Source organism: Halomonas sp. MCCC 1A13316 (assembly GCF_014931605.1).
Classification (GTDB): domain Bacteria; phylum Pseudomonadota; class Gammaproteobacteria; order Pseudomonadales; family Halomonadaceae; genus Halomonas.
Window position 1 is genome coordinate 1870101 of sequence record NZ_CP053382.1, and the last position, 21972, is coordinate 1892072.

The following is a 21972-nucleotide window of genomic DNA, read 5'->3' on the forward strand; positions in this document are numbered from 1 at the left end:
AGCCCATTCCCCCTCTTATGTTTCATAAACTCTTATGTTTCATAAACGTAGGAAAAGCATCTAACAGTGATCATCCCCCAAGACGGGCGCTTGCGGCTGGATCGTGAGCGCTTGAAGCAACATCGTAAGCGGCTGGGCCTGAGTCAGGAGGCGCTGGCCGAGTACTGTTTTGATCGGCGTTTGTGTGTCTCCATCGCTTCCATCAAGCGGGCCGAGAGTGGCAAGGCGGTGCTGTATCGTACCGCGCGCCATCTGGCCGAGATCTATGAGGTCGAGGTCGAGGAGCTGTCGGCGGAGGCCGAGGAGGCCGCCGTTGTCGCTTCCGATGTCGAGGAGATGGAGAGCGCTCGCGTGCTGATCCAGTTGTATGCCGTGGCGGCCGATCAGTCGGCGCTGGCGAGCTGGGTGCAGCATTTCGGCGGTAGCCTGGCGGAAGGGGGCACGGCGCTGTTCGGGCTGCCTCGGGCTTACCGTAGCGATGCGCAGCGTGGCCTGTTGTGTGCCGCTACCCTGGTGGAACAGGGCGTGGCCAGTAGCGTTTATCTTCAGGCCGGCCACTGGCCGGCGGCTGAGCCGCCTGTGATTGCGAAGGATGCGAGCGGCGTCTGGGTCGAGCGTGGCGTGGCGGTGCAGTTGGCGGAGCGCTTCGTTTTCGATGATGAAGGCGGGGAGTGGCTGCGCTATCGCCGTCCCCGGGACGAAGAGCATGAGGCCCGCTTCGATCTGGTCGGGCGCCGGGTGGAGTTGGGGCAGCTGCAAGCGATCCTGGAGAGTACCCGGGCCTATCAGGCCGGCCATCTGGTCTATATCCGCGGCGTGGCCGGCATCGGCAAGACCCGCCTCAGCGCCGAGTTTGCCGAGATGGCCGCGGCTCATGCCGATCATCACCAGGCCGAGGTGCTGGACTTCGGTACCCGCGCCGATGAAGGCCCGCTGATGCAGCTCACGCGCTCGCTGCTGCAAGCGCCCGGTGAGGCGCAGGTTGAGGCGAAAGGTGAGGTGAAGGGAGAGGGGCAGGAGGAGTTATCAGACGAGGCCCAACTGCTCGCCCGCCTCTCGGCGCTGCGCCTGCCCATGGATCACGCCATGCTGCTGCGTCCGCTGCTGGGCTTGGCCCAGCCGGAGGAGGCGCAGTCGCTCTATGCGGCCATGACCCCGGCGACCCGCAGCCAGCGCTTGGTACAGGCGCTGCGCGACGTGCTCCTGGCGCGCTCCATCCATCGCCCCCAACTGCTGGTGGTGGAAGACCTGCACTGGGCCGACGAGGCGCTGCTGGCCACCCTCACCGGGCTGCTGCAGGAGACCCAGGATGCGCCGGTGATCTGGCTGTTTACCTCGCGCCTGGAGCAGGACCCGCTGGAGAGCCGCCTGCGGCCGCAGCTGCCCGAGTTGCCACTCACGCTGATCGAGCTGCCGCCGCTGCGCGCCCAGGAGGCCGAGGCCCTGGTGGCCAGCTTCGGCACGGTGCCCGCCGAGCATGCCGCCCGCTGCGTCACCCAGGCCCAGGGCAACCCGCTGTTCCTGACCCAGCTGCTGCTGTTTCACCCCCACCGCAGCCTGCCGGCCAGCCTCGCCAACCTGGTACAGAGCAAGCTGGACCAGCTCACCGACCTGGATCGCCGGGCCATGTGCATCGCCGCGGTGATGGGCCAGCGCTTCTCCCTGGCCTCGCTGCAGGAGGTGCTGGGGCAGGCCGATTATCAGCCCGAGCTTCCCCAGCGCTACAGTCTGGTGCGCCCGCTGGAAGAGGGCAGCTACCGCTTCGTGCACGACCTGATCCTGCAAGGCATCTACGAGGGCATTCCCAAGATCCAGCGCGACCGCTTGCACCTGCGCCTGGCCGCGCTCTACGGCGAGGCGGAACCTGGCTTGCGGGCGCGCCACCTGCATCGGGCGCGCTCGCTGGAGGCGCCGAATGCCTTCCTGCAGGCGGTGGCGGCGGAAATGGCCCGCTATCGGCATGAGGAGGCCATGGCGTTGCTGAGGGATTGCCGCGCCATCGACTACGCGCCGAAGGATGAGTACCGCCTGATGCTGCTGCAGGGCCAGGTGGCGATGGCCACCGGGCAGATCCAGGCGGCGCGGGAGCACTTCGAGGCGGCGCGCAGCTTCGCCCGGGAGGAGTGTCAGCGCATCACGGCCGATCTGTGGCTGGCCCGGGTGCTGAACATGCTCGATGCGCTGGCGGCGGAGGAGGCGATTCTCGACGGCCTGCTGCCCCTGGCCGAAGCGCTGGAGGATCCCTTGCCCCTGGCCGAGGCGTTCTATCTCAAGGGTAATCTCTACTTCCCCCGGGGCGACTTTGCCACCAGCCGCGCCTATCACACTCGCGCCCTGGAGCAGGCCCGCCGTGGCGGCGATGTGCGCACCGAAATCCAGGCCCTGAGCGGGCTTGGGGATGCGCACTATGCCGAGGGGCAGATGCGCAGCACCCTCGAGATGTTCGACCACTGCGTAACGCTCTGCCGGACTCATGGCTACGCCGACCTGGAGGCCTCCAACCTGTTCATGCTGGGTACGGCGCGCATCTATGCCAACCAGACCGAGGCGGCGCTCGCTGACTGTTTCGATGCCGCCGAGCTGGGCAAGCGGGTCGGCAACCGGCGTGCCGAGGTGGTGGCACGGCTCACGGCGGGGTGGATTCTGATCTCCCAGGGCGACCCCCAATCGGCTGACGAGCAGATCGAACAGGCGCTAGCGGTGGCTCGCAGCCTGGGATCTGGGCGCTTCGAGGCGTTCCTGCTGGAGAGCCGCGCCCGGGTCGAGCTGATCACCGGGCAGCAGGCCGAAGCGCGAGCCAGCATCGAGCGCGCCTGGCAGTTGGTGGAACAGCATGGGCTGAAGGCCTTCATCGGGCCTTGGGTGCTGGGTACCCGGGCGCTGCTGGAAGAGGCGCCCGAGGCACGCTTGGCGACGTTGCAGCAGGGCGAAGCGCTGTTGGACGCCGGCTGCGTGGGGCACAACGGCTATCGCTTCCTGATCGCGGCGGCGGAGGTCAGCCTGCTGGACCAGCGCCCCGACGCGGCGCGCCACTATGCCCAGCGCCTGACCCAACTGATGGGGGCGGAGCCCTGTGCCTGGGGCGAGCACCACCGCGCTCTGATCGAAGCTCACGCCGACTGGCTGGAGAGCGGCGAGGGGAGTGAAAAAGAGGGCGGCCAAAAGAGCGACGAAGAGAGCACCCTGAAAGCCTTACGAGCGTGCTGGCACCGTGGCGAAGCCGCTGGCCTGGTGATGACGCTGCCTCGCCTTGCTGCCAGTCGACGCTAGCCGCAGGGGGCCGTCGATCCGACGCTCCGGTGCCGTCAGCAGCAGGGCGACGAGGTGCTCAGATTGCTCCAGGCACTGTTCCTGCAGGCCGGCGCCGCGAGTCCAGCCGCCGGCGAACAGTAGCGGGCAACCCTCTTGGCCCTCGGCGCTACGCCGGGCGGTGGTCTGGTTGTAGCGCTCGATCTCCGCTTGCGCCTCCAGGCAGTTGGCATCCAGCACGTTGTGCTTGAACAGGGTCCAGGCCTTGGCTTCCAGGGCGGGGTCCAGCGTCGGTATGCGGTCGCGGTAGCCAGCCTCGCCGGGTGCGGTGTTCGCCAGCGTTGCGGGTGCGTCCAGGGGGGAGGACTGCCGCTCGAGCATCTCGCTGCGGGGAATCCGGTTGAGGTCTTCCACCAGGGAGACGAAGTACTGCGGCAGGCCCGCCTGATTGTAGGCCGGGTTCTCGGCATCGTTCTGGTGGCGGTTCGCCACGTAGTCGATCCGGTAGGGGAAGAAGGTGTCCTCGGGGTTACGCACCTCGATGTTGTAGGTGCGCCACAGGTTGCGATTGGGCGGCAGGCGGGCGGCGGCGGTGTGGCAAACGCTGAAGCTGCGGGTGTAGCGCACCCTGCCGAGGATATGCTGCAGCTCCCGCTGGGTGTCGCTCAGGCCGTCGCCGAACGTCAGTAGCGGCAGGGCATCTTCGGCATGGGTGGCCATGAACAGCAGGTCGGCCTCCCAGCGGCGTTCGCCGGGGTCACGCTCCGTCAGCGTTACGCCTTGGGTCGAGAGGCTGGCCTCCACTTCGATGCCGCGCAGGATCTGAACCCGGGGGCCCGGCGTATTCGGGTCGGTGATATGCGCGGCCAGGGCTTCCAGCCAGTGCTGGGCGCCGTGCTCGAAGTAGCGGCGGTCCGGGGGCGAGCCGCCTTCCTGAATACGGTAATACTCGAAGGGGGCCTGGAGCGGCATACCGCCCGGGCCGCGATCGTCGGCGAAGTACATGGCCGAGATGCGCGGGTAGTAGATGGTCTGGCGGATACGCTCCAGCCGCGCCGGCAGCTCGGGGTCCTGCCAGTCGATGGTGACGCTCAAACGCTCCGCTGCCGCGGCCAGCATGTCGGCGGGGGCGGCAATGCAGGCGTCGAAGAAGTCATCCACCGTATAGCGCGGCGTAACGCGGTGGTTCTCCACCAGGGCAATGGCGCTTTGGTGAACCACGGGGATCAGCAGCGACAGCCTGCCGCCATCGACCTTGCTCAGCTCGTGGGCCGGGTCGCTGACACCACGGAACAGCTCCTTGTCGTCGGTCAGGGCGATGCTACCGTCACGGCTGAAATAGCTCTCGGTATTCTCCAGCGGCTTCATGCGCTCCAGCTCGCCGATCTCGCCGAGTATCGTGCGCAGGCGGTGGTAAGTGGCCAGGTTGACGTCATTGACGCCCAGGTCGGCCCAGCGGCGGTAGGGTGAGTCGGGCTTTCCCGGATGACGCCGGCAGCCCAGGTCGACCCACACCGTCTCGGCGTTACCGCCCAGGGTGGCCTTGCGCTCGAAGATCGTGACCTCGAGCTGCCGAGCCGCCTCGCTGCCGAGCTTCTGAAAGTAATAGGCCAGCGACAGGCCGGAAACTCCGCCGCCGATGATGGCAACCCGTAGCGGTGCATGGTCCATGGTGATGCCCCCAGTCGTTGTTTTCGCAAGGATCTACCAACAGGACGGCGCGACCAAGGGGGTAAGATAAGGTGATACCGAAGTGATCCGTTGCGTTGCGTGGGGTCGTTTCCAGCGTTCGTGGTGATACCGAGCTGATGCGGTCAGCTCTCAATCGCGTAAGTTTGATGCGGGAATGCGCGCATATAATGGGTGCATCGTTCCGCCCGAGGAGTGCTCTACCATGCGAGCAGCCAAAGCTACCAAATCCACCCGACAGCCAACGAACTTATCGCTGGATAGTGCTCTTCTCAAAGAAGCAAAAGCCCTCAGGATCAATATTTCGTAAGAGATCCACGAACCCCATCTATACCGGCCTGACTCAGGCCGGTAGAGTGTCCTTCCACCGCCACGGCAGCAAGGTGCTGAGATCATCATCGTCGCCGCGTGTTGGCAGCGTCTCGAACACGAATTGCAGATATTCGTGTGGCGAGAGGCCATTTGCTTTTGCGGTCTCGATCAGGCTGTAGATGGCCGCGCTGGCCTGGGCACCGCTCGGTGTAGGGCTGAACAGCCAGTTCTTGCGGCCCAGCGCGAAAGGGCAAATGGCGTTCTCGGCCGGGTTGTTGTCCAGCGGAATAAGGCCGTCATCGAGGAATGATCTTGCCCACCAACAGTGGACACCCCGTTAAGGCAGTACACTGAACGAGGTGACCCCATGGCAAGGCAAGCAACGTCGATGACAAAGAAGACCCGTACCCGTTACTCCCAGGCCTACAAAGCCGAGGCCCTGGCACTCGCTGACCGTGTTGGAGCCAGTGCCGCAGCTCGTGAGCTGGGTCTTCAACCTAGCCAGCTCTATCAATGGCGAGCCAAGGCTCAGCAGCAGCAGAGTGTCTCGGCTCGCGAGCAGACCTTGGCTGAAGAGAACGCGAGGCTCAAGCGGCAGCTGGCTGAGAAGGCGGAAGAGCTTGAAATCGCAAAAAAAGCCGCGGTGTACTTCGCGAAGAGCCTGAAGTGAGGTACGCCTTCATTGAGCAGCATCGTCAGGCCTTCAGCGTTCAACGGATGTGCGCGTTTCTCGGCGTCGCCCGCAGCGGCTACTATGCCTGGCGACAGCGTGGTGGTGAACCGTCTCCCCGCCGCCGCCGACAAGCGATCACCGATCAGCGTGTGGCTCAGGCCTTCGAACAGGGTAAGGGGCGCTCAGGTGCTCCCAGGCTGACCCATGACCTGAACGATGCTGGCATCGCTATCTGCCGCAATACCGTGGCTGCCAGCCTCCGTCGGCAGAGTTTGCGGGCGAAAGCCGCTCGCAAGTTCAAGGCCACGACAAATTCACAGCATGGCCTGCCAATCGCACCGAACCTGCTGGAGCAGGACTTCAGTGCTACGGCACCGAACCGGAAATGGGTCGGCGACATCACTTACCTGGCGACCGGTGAGGGCTGGCTCTACCTGGCGGTGCTGATTGACCTGTATTCACGCAAGGTAATCGGCTGGGCGATGAGCGAGCGCATGACGGCTGACCTGGTCGGCAACGCCCTCCAGATGGCGCTGTGGAGCCGCAAGATGCCCAAGGGAGTCATCGTGCATAGCGACCGTGGTAGCCAGTATTGTTCGTCCCTGTACCAGTCGTTGCTGACCCGGCACGGCCTCCGGTGCAGCATGAGCGCCAAAGGCAACTGATCTTGCCCAGCAACAGTGGACACCCCGTTAAGGTATTACACTCAACGAGGTGACCCATGGCAAAGCAAGCTACCCCGATGAAGAAGACGCGCGCCCGTTACTCCGATGCCTACCGCGAGGAGGCTCTTGCCCTCGCTGACCGAGTGGGGGCTGCCGCCGCCGCCCGTGAGCTGGGTTTGCAGCCAAGCCAGCTGTACCAATGGCGTGCCAAGGCCCAGCAGAAGAAGAACACGTCCGAGCGCGAGCAGTCGCTGGCTGATGAAAACGCCAGGCTTAAGCGGCAACTCGCTGAAATATCAGAGGAATTGGCCATCACAAAAAAGGCCGCGGTATACTTTGCGAAGAGCCTGAAGTGAAGTATGCCTTCATCCAGCAGCATCGTCAGGCATTCAGTATCCAGCGTATGTGCGCTGTGCTCGGTGTGGCACGCAGCGGCTACTATGCCTGGCGACAGCGTGGTGGTGAACCGTCGTGGCGGCGCCGGCAGCAAGCCATCACCGACCAGCGTGTGGCTCAGGTCTTTCAGCAGGGAAAGGGGCGCTCAGGCGCCCCTAGACTGACCCACGACCTGAACGACGCTGGCATATCGGTCTGCCGGAACACTGTCGCTTCCAGCCTCCGGCGGCAGAGTCTGCGGGCGAAAGCGGCTCGCAAGTACAAGGCCACCACAAACTCACGGCATGAGCTGCCGGTGGCCCCCAACCTGCTGAAGCAGGACTTTACCGCCGACGCGCCGAACCAGAAATGGGTCGGAGACATCACGTACCTGGCGACCGGTGAGGGCTGGCTCTACCTGGCGGTGCTGATTGACCTGTATTCACGCAAGGTGATCGGCTGGGCGATGAGCGAGCGCATGACCGCAGACCTAGTTGGCGATGCCCTGCAGATGGCCCTATGGGGCCGCAAGATGCCCAAAGGTGTGATCGTCCATTCAGATCGCGGGAGCCAGTACTGTTCAACACTGTACCAGGCGCTGCTGACGCGCCACGACCTCCGGTGCAGCATGAGCGCCAAGGGTAACTGCTACGACAACGCCTGCGCCGAAAGCTTCTTTCACAGCCTCAAGGTCGAGTCCATTCACGGCGAGCGGTTCTCGACCCGGGAAGCCATGCGGCGACAGGTGTTCGAGTACATCGAGTTGGACTACAACCGGCAGCGTCGGCACAGTGCTATCGGGATGATCAGCCCGGAGGCCTTCGAGGCCCGAATGATCGCTTAGATCGGTGTCCACCAATGCTGGGTAAGATCAGTAGCAGCTATGCCGCCATGAATCAGGACACCCCCTTCGAGCAACTGCTTAGGCAAGGCCCCCTGGGTACCCATCCTGCGAGTACGGTGACATCGGCCGACGATACCGTTTACTACCCGCAGCTGTTGACCCAGCTGAGCCCGGCCCAAATCGAAGTGACGCGCTACGGCAGCCTTGATACCGAAGAGCGGCAGGCACTGCTAGAAAGCGTATGGGAATCCACGAGGGATACCCCTAGCAGCCGCGACTATGTGGTAACAATCAGCACGCCGTTGATCAGCCGCTACAAGATTGGCGAGACGTTGAACCTGGCCGTGCAGGAGCTGGAGCAGACCGATACCGGCACCATCACCCCGCTTGGCACATACGAGCAGCTCTCTCATATCACAAGGTCGCCAGAACCTTTTGAAATCGGCAAACGTCAATTGTTGCCACAGCTAAGTGCGGTACGCTTTCTGGTCAAGCGCAAGGTGGCGGAGGAGAGCTTCCAGATGGGTGGCACCAGCGTGAGCTCTACGGCTCGCCTGCGTGTCGCCCTGCAGGCGCGAATAGAATGGGAGCTGGGCGAGATGGTGCTGCCCACCCCAATGTTGAGTGAGTACGAGCCCTTTGTGGAAGGGCAGCATGATGCGCTTCCGGCTCGGTCGTATCGCACGGTGAACAACCCGATCGCCGACTTCATCAGATCCTTTACAGGGCATTCACAGGACCCCCGTTACTGGTACATAAAGGAATTCCAGGTATGAAAGAGGCAAGCTCCTCCCATTATGACGCCGGCGCTTACCGTGCCGGGGCCATTCCTGCGATGCCGGCATCGCCGAAGAAGCGCGAGCGTATAGGTGAGGTGCTGCTGCCTTTTGGGGACTATGCCAGTATCGACCCCTATCAGCAGCTCTGCGAGGATGCCGAGTTCGTTCAGCATCAAGATCGTCAGGATAAAGCGTTCTACGAAACGGATGATTGGTGGTGGGACCATCAGCGGATTCGTTTTCTAGAGAGTAAAGTGGGAATTGCAGTGCTCCTGTTGATGGTTCCTTATATTTGTGCTGTCGCACTTTTAGCTCTTGTTGTTTATTTGGGTATTGAATTAACTTTCTTTTTAGATCCTGCGATCGGTGGGTTTTCGATATTGGCGGGGTTGATTTTTTTTGCCTTGGGAATGATTTTTATTTTTGTTGCGGTGCCGTTTGTTAGTCGATTTACTATGAGCGGTGTCATTTGGCTCGCAACGCCAATACACAAATATATTACTGGTCAGGCCCGGGAGTACATGGAAAATCGCTGTAGCGAATTTAACCGTCAGACCGGAATGGTGAGCTTCGCCCAAGGCAAGAAGAAGCCGCCGCTGAAGGCGCCTTTCGTCGAGTTCGATGGATATGTAGAACGAGTGGTGCAGCGTGGCGGTATTTTTTACCGCTTGATGGGCGGTCTCAATGACCAAGTGCAACACCTGACCCATCAGGTATCGTGTTGCCATGCCCCATTGCTATCGCCACCTCACTGCTGAAGACCGAGCCGCCATCATGATGATGCGAACCACCCACTCGATCCGGGCCATCGCCGCTCACTTGAGGCGCGCGCCAAGTACCGTGTCACGGGAGCTTGCTCGCCATACCGTCGATGCTAGCAGCGGCTACGATGCCAGCCTAGCAGGCTATAGAGCGCGGTTGGCTCGTCACCGGCCACGTCAGCAACTAAAGCTGCATCCCGCCAGCGAGCTGTTCGATTTAGTCGCCTATCTGCTGCGCCGGTACTGGTCACCGCAGCAGATCGCCAGCACACTGTCACTCATGTTTCCTGATGATAATCGCCGCCAGGTCTCACACGAGACCATCTACAACGCGCTCTATGTGATGCCCCGGGGCTCTCTCAAGAAAGAGCTCATCGCCTGCTTGCGACAGGGTAACGGCAAGCGTCGGCCGCGCAGCCGGGGTAAAGACCGGCGTGGCCAGATCCCGGATCTGGTCAGCATTCATATGCGGCCGCCCGAGATCGAAGACCGCCTGATGCCCGGCCACTGGGAAGGTGACCTGATCATGGGAGCCAACAACCGATCCGCCGTCGGCACGTTGGTGGAGCGCACCACGCGCCTGGTGATACTGGCCAAACTGGATGGCACGACGGCCACCGCCGCTGCCATCGGGTTCAGCGACAAGCTGAACGAGGTCCCACGCGCCCTGCGGCTCTCCATGACCTACGACCAGGGCAGGGAGATGATGCAACACGCCGAGATCACACAGCGCACCGGGACGGCCATCTACTTCGCTGACCCACATAGCCCATGGCAGCGGGGCTCCAACGAGAATACCAATGGTCTGTTGCGGCAGTACCTGCCGAAGGGCACGGACCTGTCGGTCTATAGCCAGGAAGAGCTCGATGCCATTGCAGATTCAATGAACACACGCCCCCGCAAGACATTGGACTGGCGAACGCCTCTGGAAGTCTATTCCGAGGTGCTCAAGAAATCGGTCGCTGGACCGGACACCCTTCAATAGTGTTGCGCTTGGAACTTGAGACCGCCATGTTCGTGCACCGCTATACCGGCAAGCAGTTCAACCAAACCTCTCTCAGCGCCATCGTCAATCACAAGCACGAGGTGCACGCCACGTGGGACATGCTGCAGCGCTATATGGACGTGAGCCAGCCGATGCCGGACGCGCCACGCCTGGAGCCTTTCCGCCATCTCGACCCCACCACCGCCGAGCATGATCGGCAAACCGGGCGTAACCCGCGCTACTGGCGCGACCTGGATCTGGAAGCATGGAAGAAAGGCGGGGGAGCCGCTCACCTCAAGGCTCAGATCGACTATCCCTGGTCCCGCCAGCGCTGCCAGCTCACCCCGCAACTTGGCAAGGTGGAGATGGCTGCCTACAAGGAACAGCTGAAGGCCGCAGTGGCATGATCGGAGCAAGCTCTTCCCACTATGGTCCCGGTGCCCTAGCCTGAAGTGTGACGGGTATTCACCTCACACTAAGCCCCTGAGACAGTCGCCTGACTCAGGGGCTTTGCGTTTCTACTACGTACTTATTTACTTCGCCGCCAGTGCCACGCCCACCTTGGAGCGGTTCGGCCGGCCGATGGTCTGGGTGATCCAGGTGCCGGTTGCGGCGAGCTTGTCGAGGTCGATGCCGGTCTCGATGCCGAGGCCGTTGAGCAGGTAGACGACATCTTCACTGGCCACGTTGCCGGAGGCACCCTTGGCGTAGGGGCAGCCGCCGAGGCCGGCGACGGAGCTGTCGACCACGCTGATGCCTTCTTCCAGCACGGCGTAGAGGTTAGCGAGGGCCTGGCCGTAGGTGTCATGGAAGTGAGCGGCGAGCATTTCCATGGGGATGTCGCGGCTCACGGCTTCGATCATACGCTTGGCGGCGAGCGGAGTGCCGGTGCCGATGGTGTCGCCCAGCGAGACTTCGTAGCAGCCCATGTCATACAGCGCTTTTGAAACCTCGGCGACTTTGGCCGGGGCGATCTCGCCTTCGTAGGGGCAGCCGAGCACGCAGGAGACGTAGCCGCGCACGCGCACGTTGGCCGCTTTCGCCCGCTCCAGCACGGGGGCGAAGCGCTCCAGGGATTCGGCGACGGAGCAGTTGATGTTCTTCTGCGAGAAGGCCTCACTCGCTGCGCCGAATACCGCCACTTCCTCCACGCCGCACTCCAGTGCCGCTTCCAGTCCCTTGAGGTTGGGGGTGAGGGCGGCGTAGGTGACGCCTTGGCGGCGCGTGAGGCCGGTCATGACTTCGCGGTGGTCGGCCATCTGCGGCACCCACTTGGGCGAGACGAAGCTGGCCGCTTCGATGTACGTGAGCCCGGCGGCGCCCAGGCGGTCGATCAGTTCCAGCTTGGTGGCCGTGTCGATCGGGTTGGCTTCGTTCTGCAGCCCGTCGCGCGGGCCGACCTCGACCAGGCGGACTTGTTTCGGAAATGCCATTTCATCCCTCCTGACGTTTCCGTATCCACGGAGACGCATTCATTCCTATCGTTTACTCGCTATAGGTTCGAGGGAAAACGCAGCGAGCGATGGCCAGACAAGGCGAGAAGTAGCGAGAAAGCGGAGTTTACAAGTCGTAAATGAGCAATTCTCGCTGCTTCTCAACGCAGTATGGCCGAGCGCAGCCAGTTTTCACCGAACCTATTCTGCCGGGGCGAATTCCAGCAGCACATCGCCTTGCCCCACCGTATCGCCGGCATTGAAGTGGAAGCTTTCCACGTGGCCGTCGGCGGGGGCGGTCATGGTGTGTTCCATCTTCATGGCTTCCATGACCATCAGCGGCATGCCTTTTTCCACCTTCTGACCGGCTTCCACCAGCAGCGCGACCACGGTGCCGTGCATCGGCGCGGTGAGGGTCGATTCGGCTTCGTGGTGGCCGTGGTCGATGGCGTCGATGCGGCGCCAGAACAGGCGGGTTTCGCCACGTGGGTCGACCATCACCACGACATTGCCATCGCGACGTGCCTGCAGGCGGCGGCGGTGGCCGTTGAGGGTAACCGCCACGGCGTCGCCTTCCAGGTGCTGCAGGCGGGCGGTGAGGGTCTCGCCGCCGATGGTCAGGTCCCACGGGTCGGCGCCGCTGGCCCGGGTGCCTTCCACGACTACCACGCTCGCTTCATCCTGCACGTGGGCAGGGTCGCACAGCGAGATGCGGATGGTGTGCGGGGCATTGAGGCGGAAGCCGTCGTGGCGGTCCCATGGCGAGTCGCTCTCGCACTCGCGGGCGAGCTGGTTGAGGCCGATCAGCGCAGCACCGGCGTACTCCTCAATGCTGTACTGCTTGGGGGCGAAGAGGGTGGCTTCGTTCTTCTCGATGAAGCGAGTATCCAGATCGCACGCCTTGAACGCGGGGTGCGTGGCCAGCCGCTGCAGGAAGGCGCGGTTGGTCACCACGCCCTGCACATCGAGGGCGGCCAGCGCCCGGTTAAGGGTGGAGAGCGCCTGGTCGCGGTCGCCGCCGTGAACGATCAGCTTGGCCAGCATGGGGTCGTAGTGCATCGAAACCACGTCGCCGGTTTCCACGCCGCTGTCCAGGCGCACCTGGCGCGGATCGAGTCCGGCGCCCTTGAGGTCCATGGCGAAGCGCTCGAGCTTGCCGGTGGCGGGCAGGAAGTCCTGCTCCGGGTCTTCGGCGTAGAGGCGCGCCTCAAAGCTGTGGCCGGTGATGGTCAGCTCGTCCTGCTTGAGCGGCAGTGCTTCGCCCATGGCCACGCGCAGCTGCCACTCGACCAGGTCCTGGCCAGTGATCATCTCGGTGACGGGGTGCTCCACCTGGAGGCGAGTGTTCATCTCCATGAAGTAGAACGAGCCGTCCTTATCTAACAAGAACTCGACGGTGCCGGCGCCCACGTAGCCGATCTCCTTGGCGGCGCGCACGGCGGCTTCGCCCATTTCGCGGCGCAGCTCGACGGTCATGCCGGGGGCGGGGGCTTCCTCGAGTACCTTCTGGTGGCGGCGCTGCACGGAGCAGTCGCGCTCGAACAGGTAGACGCCGTTGCCATGGCTGTCGCAGAACACCTGCACCTCGACGTGACGCGGCTGGGTCAGGTACTTCTCGATCAGCATGCGGGTGTCGCCGAAGGAGGCCTGGGATTCGCGGCGGCAGCCGTCCAGCGCGGCCTGAAAGTTCTCGCCGCTTTCCACCACACGCATGCCCTTGCCGCCGCCCCCGGCGCTGGCCTTGAGCAGCACCGGATAGCCGATCTTGTCGGCCTCGCGGCGCAGCAGGGCGTCGTCCTGGTCGTCACCGTGGTAGCCCGGCACCAGCGGTACGCCGGCGTTGGCCATGCGCGCCTTGGCGGCGGACTTGTCGCCCATGGCGGCAATCGCCGAGGCGGGCGGACCGACGAAGGTAATGCCGGCGGCATCCAGCGCCTCGACGAAAGCGCCGTTCTCGGAGAGGAAGCCGTAACCGGGGTGAATGGCGCCGGCGCCGGTGCGCTTGGCGGCTTCCACCACGGCTTCCACTTTCAGGTAGCTCTCGCGGGCGGCGGCCGGTCCCAGGCGCACGGCCTCGTCGGCTTCGCGCACGTGGCGGGCGTTGGCGTCGGCGTCCGAGTACACGGCCACGGTGCGCAGGCCCATGGCACGGGCGGTGCGCATCACGCGACAGGCGATCTCGCCGCGGTTGGCCACCAGCAGGGTGTCGAAGGGCGTGGTGCGGGAATCGTGGGTCTGACTCATGAGCGGCGCTCCGAGGAATTCGTGTTGTCGTCGGCCCAGGCGGGGCGGCGCTTCTCGAAGAAGCTGGTCAGGCCTTCCTGACCTTCGGCGCTCACGCGCAGCTCGCTGATCACGCGGCAGGTGTGCTCGCGGGTGGCCTTGCTGTCGGCGTCGCGGGCCACTTCGGCGAGCAGCGACTTGGTGGCGCGCTGGGCCTGAGGCGAGCCGGCCAGCAGGGTCTCGATCATCTCGCTCACGGCCTCGTCGATATGATCGTGGCCGACGATCTGGTGGGCCAGGCCCAGTTCCAGCGCCTTGTCGGCGTCGATCACCTCGGCGGTGAGCGCGTAGCGGCGCATCTGGCGCGAGCCCAGGGCGCGCTGCACGTAGGGGCTGATCACCGCGGGCGAGAGACCGATCTTGACCTCGGAGAGGCAGAACTTGGCCTTCTCGGAAGCGATCACCACATCGCAGCAGGCAGCCAGGCCCACGGCCCCGCCGAAGGCGGCCCCCTGCACGCGGCACACGGTGGGGCAGGGCAGGGAGTCCAGGCCGTGCATCAGCTGCGAGAGCTTGCGCGAGTCGGCCAAGTTGCCCTCGAAGTCGTACTCCACCATGCGCTTCATCCAGTTCAGGTCGGCGCCGGCGGAGAAGCTCTTGCCCTCGGAGCCCAGCACCACCACGCGCACCTCGCCGTGGCGGGCGGCGTCGTGGAGCTTGGCGAGGTGCTCGTTGAGCTCGGCGATCAGGCTGTCGTCGAAGGCGTTGTGCACCTCGGGGCGATTCAGCGTCAGTCGGGCGACGCCGCGATCGTCGATGTTCAGGTTCGAATATGTCTGTGTCATGGCGACCTCACATCCGGAACACGCCGAAGCGGGTATCTTCCACCTCGGCATTCATGGCGGCGGCAAGCGACAACCCCAGCACGTCGCGGGTCTGGGCCGGGTCGATCACGCCGTCGTCCCACAGCCGGGCGCTGGCGTAGAAGGGGTGACCCTGGTGCTCGTACTGCTCGCGGGTGGGCTGCTTGAAGGCTTCTTCCTCCTCCTTGCTCCACTCGCGACCTTCGCGCTCGTACTGCTCGCGCTTGACCTGGGCCAGCACGCCGGCGGCCTGTTCGCCGCCCATTACCGAGATGCGTGCGTTGGGCCACATGAACAGCAGGTTGGGCTCGTAGGCGCGACCGCACATGCCGTAGTTGCCGGCGCCGAAGCTGCCGCCGATCAGTACGGTGAACTTGGGCACCTTGGCGCAGGCCACGGCGGTGACGAGCTTGGCGCCGTGCTTGGCGATGCCTTCGTGCTCGTACTTGGAGCCGACCATGAAGCCGGTGATGTTCTGCAGGAACACCAGCGGGATCTTGCGCTGGGCGCACAGTTCGATGAAGTGGGCGCCTTTCACCGCGGATTCGGAGAACAGCACGCCGTTGTTGGCGACGATGCCCACCGGGTAGCCGTGGATGTGGGCGAAGCCCGTCACCAAGGTGTCGCCGTAGTAGCGCTTGAACTCGTCGAAGTCGGAGTCGTCGACGATGCGGCTGATCACCTCGCGCACGTCGAACGGCTTCTTGAGGTCGGTGCCGACGATGCCGTAGATCTCGCTGGGGTCGAGCTTGGGTGGCCTCGGCTCCTGCATCTTGAGCTGGCCGCGTTTCTGCCAGTTCAGCCGCGACACACAGGCGCGGGCGAGCTGCAGGGCGTGGGCGTCGTTCTCGGCGTAATGATCGGCCACGCCGCTCTTCTTGGCGTGGACGTCGGCGCCGCCCAGGTCCTCGGCGCTGATGCTCTCGCCGGTGGCGGCCTTCACCAGCGGCGGGCCGCCGAGGAAGATGGTGCCCTGCTCCTTGACGATGATCGACTCGTCGGCCATGGCCGGCACGTAGGCGCCGCCGGCGGTGCAGGAGCCCATCACCACGGCGATCTGCGGGATGCCTTCGGCGGAGAGCGTGGCCTGGTTGTAGAAGATGCGGCCGAAGTGATCGCGGTCGGGGAACACTTCGTCCTGGCGGGGCAGAAAGGCACCGCCGGAGTCGACCAGGTAGATGCACGGCAGGCGATGCTTGCGGGCGATCTCCTGGGCGCGGATGTGCTTCTTCACCGTAAGCGGGTAGTAGGTGCCGCCCTTGACGGTGGCGTCGTTGGCGACGATCACGCACTCCACGCCACTCACACGGCCGATGCCGGTGACCACGCCGGCGGCGGGCACGTCGCTCTCGTAGACTTCATGTGCGGCCAGCGCCGAGAACTCGAGGAACGGCGAGCCCTCGTCGATCAGGTGGTCGATGCGGTCGCGCACGAACAGCTTGCCGCGGGATTCGTGCCGGGTGCGGGCCTTCTCGCCGCCGCCCTGGCTGATCGCCGCGGTCAGCTCGCGCAGCTTCATGACCTCGTGGCGCATGGCCTTTTCGTTGGCCTGGAAGCCGTCGCTGCGCGGATTGACCTGGGTATTCAGAATCGCCATCGGGCTCCCCTTACTTGGACTCGTTGAAGAGTTCGCGGCCGATCAACATCCGGCGAATCTCACTGGTGCCCGCACCGATCTCGTAGAGCTTGGCGTCGCGCAGCAGGCGGCCGGTGGGGTATTCGTTGATGTAGCCATTGCCGCCGAGCAGCTGGATGGCGTCCAGCGCCACCTGGGTGGCCTTCTCGGCGCAGTAGAGGATCACGCCGGCGGCGTCCTTCCTGGAGGTCTGGCCGCGGTCGCAACCGGCCGCCACGGCGTAGAGATAGGCGCGGCAGGCGTTCAGCGTGGTGTACATGTCGGCAATCTTGCCCTGCACCAGTTGGAACTCGCCGATGGACTGGTCGAACTGCTTTCGCTCGTGAATGTAGGGCACCACGACGTCCATGGCGGCCTGCATGATGCCGATGGGGCCGGCGGCGAGCACGGTGCGCTCGTAGTCCAGGCCGCTCATCAGCACGCGCACGCCTTTGCCTTCATCGCCCAGCACGTTCTCGATCGGCACTTCGCAATCCTGGAACACCAGCTCGCAGGTGTTGGAGCCGCGCATGCCGAGCTTGTCGAGCTTCTGGGCGGTAGAAAAGCCCTTGAAATCCTTCTCGATGATGAAGGCGGTGATGCCCTTGGAGCCGGCTTCCGGGTCGGTCTTGGCGTAGACCACCAGTACGTCGGCGTCGGGGCCGTTGGTGATCCACATCTTGTTGCCGTTGAGCACGTAGTGGTCGCCTTCGCGACGCGCGCGCAGCTTCATCGAGACCACGTCGGAACCGGCGCCCGGCTCGGACATGGCCAGTGCGCCGACGTGCTCGCCGCTGATCAGCTTGGGCAGGTACTTGGCCTTTTGCTCGGCACTGGCGTTGATCTTGAGCTGGTTCACGCACAGGTTGGAGTGCGCGCCGTAGGAGAGACCCACCGAGGCGCTGGCGCGGGAGATCTCCTCCATGGCGATGCAGTGCGCCAGGTAGCCCATGCCGCTACCGCCGTCCTCTTCCGGTACGGTGATGCCGAGCAGGCCCATGTCGCCGAACTTCTGCCACAGGTCGTTGGGGAACTCGTTCTTCTCGTCGATCTCGGCGGCGCGCGGGGCGATCTCGTCGCGGGCGAAGGCGTTTACATGGTCGCGCAGCATGTTGAGTTCGTCATCGAGGCCGAAGTCGAGGGGCTTGTAGGACGTGAACATGGCGGCGGAACTCCCTAGTGTCAGTGGTAGACCAGCTGTCTGGGTGCGGGCCGCACAGGCGCAACCCGCAGTGCTATTTACGAATGGTACTAGACTAGGTGAGGTTTACGTTAACGTAAAGTGCAGCTTCCTAAGGTGCGACGAATGTCGAAGATGGTCACAAGGAAAGGAACGTAAAGAAGGGGGTAAAGGGAAGCGTGACAGAAGGTTGAGATCCATGCCACCGGTCGATATGGCCGGTGGCGCGGGAGCAGACTCAGCTCGACTCAGCCCAGCCACATGGCGAGCTGGTGGTAGATGGGGATACCCACGATCACGTTCAGCGGAAAGGTGAAGCCGAGCGAGGCGAGCATCGCCAGGCCGATGTTGGCCTGGGGAATGGCGGTACGCATGGCGGCCGGGGCGGCGATATACGAGGCGCTGGCGGCGAGTGCCGTGAGAATCATCAGCGAGCCGGTGGGCAGGCCCAGCATCAGGCCGACCGCAAGACCGACCATCGCCAGACAGAACGGTGCTATCAAGGCGAAGGTGAGCAGGCGCCAGTGGAACCAGGGGATGGGGCGCAGGGTTTCCGCCGCTGTCAGGCCCATCTGCAGCAGGAACAAGGCCAGTACGGCGTGGAAGGCACCGGTCAGCAGGTCTGTGACGTTGGCGCCTTCGGCTGGGCCGTACATGGCGCCGATCACCGCGCCACCGGCCAGCAGGATCACGCCGCGGTTGGTCAGCGTCTCGTGCCAGATGCCCTGCAGCGCTTCGCTGGAGTCCTTGCCGGCATGGCGGCGGAACAGCGCGATAGCGACCATGATCGCCGGCAGCTCCATCATCACCAGGTAGAGGGTGACCTCGGCGCCGATGGGCAGGGCGCGGCTCTCGGCGAAGGCCAGCGCCACGGCGAAGGTGCCGGCGCTGACCGAGCCGTAGTGGGCAGCGATACTGGCGCTATCGGCGGGAGAGAGGCGTACCAGGCGGCGCAATACCGGCATCAGCGCCAGCGGGATCAGCCCGCCCAGGGCGGCCACCGCGAGCAGCTCCGGTATCAGCGACCAGTTCATGTTGCCATACAGGGACATGCCGCCCTTGAGACCGATGGTCAGCATCAGCAGCAGGCTCAGGGTGTCGTAGGCGGCCTTGGGAATGGTGAGATCGGACTTCACGACGCCGGCTAGCAGGCCGAGCAGGAAGAACATCACGACGATGTCGGGCATGGGCTCTCTTCTTGTGGAAACGCAGATGGCAGGATGTCGCGGATTGTGCGGATTGCGTGGTATTGATTCCAATTGAATGTTTACCGACTTAGCATAGGTAGTTATCTATAGGAGCCGTTTCGGAGCCGCGCCGTGAACGTACGCCACCTGACGTTTCGTCTGCTGCAGGTTTATGTCGCCTTGGTGCGAACGGGCTCGGTCAGCGAGGCCGCGCGCCAACTTCACCTGACCCAACCGACCGTATCCCAGCAGCTCAAGCGATTGAGCGAGGCGGTGGGCGAGCCGCTGTTGATCGCGAGGCAGGGGCGGCTGGTGGCGACCGAGGCGGGCCGGGAGCTCTACCGCGCCAGCCGCGAGGTGCTCGGTCGCTTCGACGATTTCCAGGATTACCTCGAGGCGCTGCGCGGCGGCGAGCGGGGACGCTTCAGCATCGCCCTGGTCAATACTGCCCAGTACGTGCTGCCGCGCCTTCTCGGCCCCTATAGTCAAGCCTTTCCCGATGTCGACGTGACCCTGCACATCGGCAACCGCCGCCAGATGCTCACGCGCTTCGAGCGCCAGGACGACGATCTCTACGTATTTAGCCACCCGCCCTCGCTGGCCCATGCCCTGGCCGGGCGCTTCCTGCGCAACCCGCTGGTGGTGGTCGCGCCACAGGGGCACCCGTTGGCGGATTGCGAACGTATCGCCATGAGGGAGCTGCTGGGGGAACGCTTGCTGCTGCGGGAGCCGGGCTCGGCGACGCGCATGATGTTCGAGGGCTGGCTGCAGGAACACGGCCTGTCGCTGGGCCCGACCCTGCAGATGGCCAGCAACGAGGCGATTCGCGTCGGCGTGGCGGCCGGGCTGGGCCTGGCCGTGCTCTCCGAACACGTGCTGCCGCCGGAGCATCCCGATATCGCGATCCTGCCGGTCATCGACTTCCCCATCGAAAGCCACTGGCAGTTCATCGTGCGCCGCGACCGTCGCCTGCCTCACGCCGCGCTGGGCTTCCTGCGCTTCGCCGCGGGGCATCTCGACGAGTGCGTGGAACCGCGCTTCGTGGCCAATGAGCTGGAGGCGATGCTAGGGCGGCTGGAGGCGGCAACGGAGCTATAGCGTTACAAATGGCACGATCATGGTAAAGAAGACCCGGCCGCTCAGTGCGAGCGGCTGGGTCTTTTTTGCTTCAGCACATCTGTTTATTTATGAACATTCATCATGCGAAGGAGTCGTGACGCCGTCCTGCCGTGGCCAGCCAGCCCGAAAGGTGATGGCTGAGATCGCGGGCATCGTCGTCGGCGCCGTGGATGGTGCCCGACTTGCGCCGGCGCATGTAGGGCAGGCCCATGGCGTAGAGGCCTGGTGCCACTATGCCGCCCTCGTGCCGCAAGCGCCCGCGGGCATCGAACACCGGCGCGTCCAGCCAGCTGAAATCGGGCCGGAAGCCGGTGGCCCAGAGCACCGTGCGGATCTCGCCGCTGGCCATGTCGAGCCCGAGGCAGGGTCGCTGCGGTACTCGCGTGGCTGCCGCGTGTTCCGGGGCGAGCAGGGCGTCCTGCCAGTCATGGGCGATGGCCCAGGCATCCAGGTTGTCGAGCAGCCGCACCAACTTGAGGTCCGCCGCCGTGGCGTGCATGGCAAGCGAACCCGAAAATTGCAATCGGGTACCGGCCAGGCCCGCCAGGCGGCCGACCAGGCGTACGCCGCGCTCCCTCAGGGTGTTGAGGTCCAGATCCTGCGGCTCGGCGCTGCCCAGCAACTGGGGCGAGGGTTGGCGCCGGGCGCGGGCCAGGTCCTCCACCTCATCGAAGCGCTGGTCGAGCATTCCCGCTTGCTCCAGCCACCACTGGATGTCGCGGCCTCGGTAACGCCGCGGCAGGCGCAGGTGCTGCCCCACGGCAAGCGTCACGGGGCGGCCGCTGCACTGGATCTCGTCGGCCAGTTGCACGCCGGTGGCCGAGGCGCCCACCACCAGTACGCCGCCCGGCGGTAACTGCTCCGGGTAGCGGTACTCATGGGGCGTGAGGCTTTTGATCCAGGGCGGCAGGGCCGCGGCCATGGCGGGCACGACGGGAAGCTGACAGGCGCCGGTGGCGATCACCACCGCCCGGCAGCGCCAGTCCCCTCGGTTGGTCACAACCCGGTAGCCGCCGTCAGAGGGCCATACCGCTTTCACCTTGGTGTCGGTATGCAGCGGGGCCGAGAGGCCCCGTGCATAGCGGACGAGCAAGTCGACCAGTTCCGGCACGCTCATGAAGCCTTCCGGATCCGGTCCGCCGTAGGCCTGGTCGGGCAGTCGCGTCTGCCAGTTGGGCGTAAGCAGGTGCAGCGAGTCCCAGCGCTCGTTGCGCCAGGCGTTGGCCACCTCGCCACGCTCCAGGAGCACGTGGTCGATGCCGTGCCGCGCCAGGTGATGGCTCATGGCGAGCCCGGCGTGTCCCGCGCCGATGACCACAGCGGTCACGGCTTTCATTACTTCACCTCGACCTTCACGTGAGTGGGGTTGGTGAGCAGGTCGTAGACCGCCGAGCGCTTCTGCGACTGGGCCACGAGTGCCTCGATGTCGGCACGGCTGGCGTCGGCGTCGATTTCGAACATCACGCGGATATCGTCGAAGCCGTTGCGGACTTCTGGGTCCATGCCGAGGATGCCCTGGATATCCATGTCGCCTTCCACCGTGGCCTTGACCGAGCGCAGTTGAATGCCGCGATGCTGGGCCACGGCGGCGACGCCGGCGGTGAGGCAAGCGGCCAAGCCGACCAGTACGTACTCCACCGGGGTGGGGCCGTGATCCTCGGAAGCGAATACTTCGGGGTGATCCGCCTCGAAGGTGAAGCGTGAGCGGTGTTGCTGCGCTTCGCCGAGGCCATGGAAATCCTCGACGGCAATCTGGCTATGGGTCCCACGGACCCAGTCGCAGTGAGCGCGCCAGGTGAAGCGGGCGGCCTGGGGGGTCTGGGAAAGCGCTTCGCGAGCGCCCAGCAAGGCGGTGACGTTGACGCCATTGTCGATCTGTTGGGTGGCGGTATACATCTAGACTCTCCTCGTATTGTTTTGGAAACACAGCACAAATACCTGCGCGAGCGAATCGCTGCGTTGCGCGGTGCTGGAGCGCCAGCCCGGTCGGAATCCTCACATATAACCCATATGCTCCGGT

17 protein-coding genes and 2 pseudogenes are annotated in these 21972 nt (G+C 64.4%); 9 read left to right on the top strand and 10 right to left on the bottom strand.

The annotated features are described in order from the left end of the window. The first annotated feature begins 66 nt into the window (after window positions 1-66). Window positions 67-3270, top strand: coding sequence for an ATP-binding protein (locus HNO52_RS08665; protein ID WP_197568738.1), 3204 nt, complete (start codon window positions 67-69; stop codon window positions 3268-3270). On the opposite strand, the gene HNO52_RS08670 is transcribed toward HNO52_RS08665, so the two are convergent. Further along, window positions 3193-4920, bottom strand: a complete 1728-nt coding sequence (locus tag HNO52_RS08670; RefSeq protein WP_197568739.1) for an NAD(P)-binding protein — start codon at window positions 4918-4920, stop codon at window positions 3193-3195. The two genes, HNO52_RS08665 and HNO52_RS08670, sit on opposite strands and share 78 nt — an antisense overlap. A gap of 223 nt (window positions 4921-5143) precedes the next feature. Between HNO52_RS08670 and HNO52_RS08675 the strand changes: the two genes are divergently transcribed. Next, a complete protein-coding gene (locus tag HNO52_RS08675) occupies window positions 5144-5248 on the top strand; it encodes a type II toxin-antitoxin system CcdA family antitoxin (RefSeq protein ID WP_197568740.1) in 105 nt (34 codons plus the stop codon). Window positions 5249-5281: 33 nt separating this feature from the next. Here HNO52_RS08675 and HNO52_RS08680 read toward each other — a convergent pair. After that, a pseudogene (locus tag HNO52_RS08680) lies at window positions 5282-5569 on the bottom strand (transposase domain-containing protein); the annotation flags it as partial. 48 nt (window positions 5570-5617) lie between these two features. On the opposite strand from HNO52_RS08680, the pseudogene HNO52_RS08685 reads away from it, so the two are divergent. The 6 genes and pseudogenes from HNO52_RS08685 to HNO52_RS08710 all read left to right on the top strand — a co-directional run. Beyond that, a pseudogene (locus HNO52_RS08685) lies at window positions 5618-6585 on the top strand (IS3 family transposase); the annotation flags it as partial. 59 nt (window positions 6586-6644) lie between these two features. After that, window positions 6645-7807, top strand: a protein-coding gene (locus HNO52_RS08690; protein WP_197568741.1) for an IS3 family transposase whose coding sequence is annotated in 2 segments (ribosomal slippage) — window positions 6645-6903 and window positions 6903-7807 — 1164 coding nt in all. Because the reading frame shifts where the segments join, the coding sequence is not laid out codon by codon here. A gap of 14 nt (window positions 7808-7821) precedes the next feature. Then, a complete protein-coding gene (locus HNO52_RS08695; protein ID WP_197568742.1) occupies window positions 7822-8583 on the top strand; it encodes a hypothetical protein in 762 nt (253 codons plus the stop codon). Beyond that, window positions 8580-9344 (top strand): hypothetical protein, encoded by a 765-nt coding sequence (locus tag HNO52_RS08700; RefSeq protein WP_197568743.1) that lies wholly within the window; start codon window positions 8580-8582, stop codon window positions 9342-9344. The genes HNO52_RS08695 and HNO52_RS08700 overlap by 4 nt, the downstream gene beginning before the upstream one ends. Then, the gene (locus tag HNO52_RS08705; RefSeq protein ID WP_197568744.1) at window positions 9313-10332 is read left to right on the top strand and encodes an IS30 family transposase; all 1020 of its coding nucleotides are present in this window, start codon (window positions 9313-9315) and stop codon (window positions 10330-10332) included. The genes HNO52_RS08700 and HNO52_RS08705 overlap by 32 nt, the downstream gene beginning before the upstream one ends. A gap of 8 nt (window positions 10333-10340) precedes the next feature. Next, window positions 10341-10739 carry a hypothetical protein gene (locus HNO52_RS08710; protein WP_197568745.1) on the top strand — a complete coding sequence of 133 codons (399 nt, stop codon included), beginning with the start codon at window positions 10341-10343 and terminating at the stop codon, window positions 10737-10739. Between the two features lie 126 nt (window positions 10740-10865). Here HNO52_RS08710 and HNO52_RS08715 read toward each other — a convergent pair whose 3' ends face one another. The 6 genes from HNO52_RS08715 to HNO52_RS08740 all read right to left on the bottom strand — a co-directional run bounded on the left by HNO52_RS08715 (window position 10866) and on the right by HNO52_RS08740 (window position 18833). Next, window positions 10866-11765: a hydroxymethylglutaryl-CoA lyase gene (locus HNO52_RS08715; protein ID WP_197568746.1), complete on the bottom strand. Its 900-nt coding sequence runs from the start codon at window positions 11763-11765 to the stop codon at window positions 10866-10868. Window positions 11766-11966: 201 nt separating this feature from the next. Then, window positions 11967-14009, bottom strand: a complete 2043-nt coding sequence (locus tag HNO52_RS08720) for an acetyl/propionyl/methylcrotonyl-CoA carboxylase subunit alpha (protein WP_197568747.1) — start codon at window positions 14007-14009, stop codon at window positions 11967-11969. Next, complete coding sequence (locus HNO52_RS08725; protein ID WP_197568748.1) at window positions 14006-14833, bottom strand: enoyl-CoA hydratase/isomerase family protein; 828 nt, start codon at window positions 14831-14833, stop codon at window positions 14006-14008. Before HNO52_RS08725 ends, HNO52_RS08720 begins: the two co-directional genes overlap by 4 nt. A gap of 7 nt (window positions 14834-14840) precedes the next feature. Then, entirely contained in the window at window positions 14841-16448 is a 1608-nt protein-coding gene (locus HNO52_RS08730) for a carboxyl transferase domain-containing protein (protein ID WP_197568749.1), read from the bottom strand. A 10-nt stretch (window positions 16449-16458) separates the two neighbouring features. Continuing rightward, window positions 16459-17628 carry an isovaleryl-CoA dehydrogenase gene (locus HNO52_RS08735; protein ID WP_197568750.1) on the bottom strand — a complete coding sequence of 390 codons (1170 nt, stop codon included), beginning with the start codon at window positions 17626-17628 and terminating at the stop codon, window positions 16459-16461. A 266-nt stretch (window positions 17629-17894) separates the two neighbouring features. Further along, window positions 17895-18833 carry a sodium-dependent bicarbonate transport family permease gene (locus tag HNO52_RS08740; RefSeq protein ID WP_197568751.1) on the bottom strand — a complete coding sequence of 313 codons (939 nt, stop codon included), beginning with the start codon at window positions 18831-18833 and terminating at the stop codon, window positions 17895-17897. A 132-nt stretch (window positions 18834-18965) separates the two neighbouring features. Here HNO52_RS08740 and HNO52_RS08745 point away from each other — a divergent pair, with 132 nt between their 5' ends. Continuing rightward, window positions 18966-19931, top strand: a complete 966-nt coding sequence (locus HNO52_RS08745; RefSeq protein ID WP_197568752.1) for a LysR family transcriptional regulator — start codon at window positions 18966-18968, stop codon at window positions 19929-19931. 100 nt (window positions 19932-20031) lie between these two features. Here HNO52_RS08745 and HNO52_RS08750 read toward each other — a convergent pair whose 3' ends face one another. Both HNO52_RS08750 and HNO52_RS08755 read right to left on the bottom strand, forming a co-directional pair. Next, the gene (locus HNO52_RS08750; RefSeq protein WP_197568753.1) at window positions 20032-21288 is read right to left on the bottom strand and encodes an NAD(P)-binding domain-containing protein; all 1257 of its coding nucleotides are present in this window, start codon (window positions 21286-21288) and stop codon (window positions 20032-20034) included. Further along, complete coding sequence (locus tag HNO52_RS08755) at window positions 21288-21848, bottom strand: OsmC family protein (RefSeq protein WP_197568754.1); 561 nt, start codon at window positions 21846-21848, stop codon at window positions 21288-21290. Before HNO52_RS08755 ends, HNO52_RS08750 begins: the two co-directional genes overlap by 1 nt. Between the last annotated feature and the right edge of the window lie 124 nt (window positions 21849-21972).

Excerpts from the sequence above, each read along its gene's own strand:
- HNO52_RS08755 (WP_197568754.1), bottom strand. The coding sequence starts at position 21,848 with ATGTATACCGCCACCCAACAGATCGACAATGGCGTCAACGTCACCGCC.
- HNO52_RS08705 (WP_197568744.1), top strand. The coding sequence starts at position 9,313 with ATGCCCCATTGCTATCGCCACCTCACTGCTGAAGACCGAGCCGCCATC.
- HNO52_RS08740 (WP_197568751.1), bottom strand. The coding sequence starts at position 18,833 with ATGCCCGACATCGTCGTGATGTTCTTCCTGCTCGGCCTGCTAGCCGGC.
- HNO52_RS08750 (WP_197568753.1), bottom strand. The coding sequence starts at position 21,288 with ATGAAAGCCGTGACCGCTGTGGTCATCGGCGCGGGACACGCCGGGCTC.
- HNO52_RS08735 (WP_197568750.1), bottom strand. The coding sequence starts at position 17,628 with ATGTTCACGTCCTACAAGCCCCTCGACTTCGGCCTCGATGACGAACTC.
- HNO52_RS08675 (WP_197568740.1), top strand. The coding sequence starts at position 5,144 with ATGCGAGCAGCCAAAGCTACCAAATCCACCCGACAGCCAACGAACTTA.
- HNO52_RS08670 (WP_197568739.1), bottom strand. The coding sequence starts at position 4,920 with ATGGACCATGCACCGCTACGGGTTGCCATCATCGGCGGCGGAGTTTCC.
- HNO52_RS08715 (WP_197568746.1), bottom strand. The coding sequence starts at position 11,765 with ATGGCATTTCCGAAACAAGTCCGCCTGGTCGAGGTCGGCCCGCGCGAC.
- HNO52_RS08730 (WP_197568749.1), bottom strand. The coding sequence starts at position 16,448 with ATGGCGATTCTGAATACCCAGGTCAATCCGCGCAGCGACGGCTTCCAG.
- HNO52_RS08720 (WP_197568747.1), bottom strand. The coding sequence starts at position 14,009 with ATGAGTCAGACCCACGATTCCCGCACCACGCCCTTCGACACCCTGCTG.
- HNO52_RS08700 (WP_197568743.1), top strand. The coding sequence starts at position 8,580 with ATGAAAGAGGCAAGCTCCTCCCATTATGACGCCGGCGCTTACCGTGCC.
- HNO52_RS08725 (WP_197568748.1), bottom strand. The coding sequence starts at position 14,833 with ATGACACAGACATATTCGAACCTGAACATCGACGATCGCGGCGTCGCC.
- HNO52_RS08695 (WP_197568742.1), top strand. The coding sequence starts at position 7,822 with ATGCTGGGTAAGATCAGTAGCAGCTATGCCGCCATGAATCAGGACACC.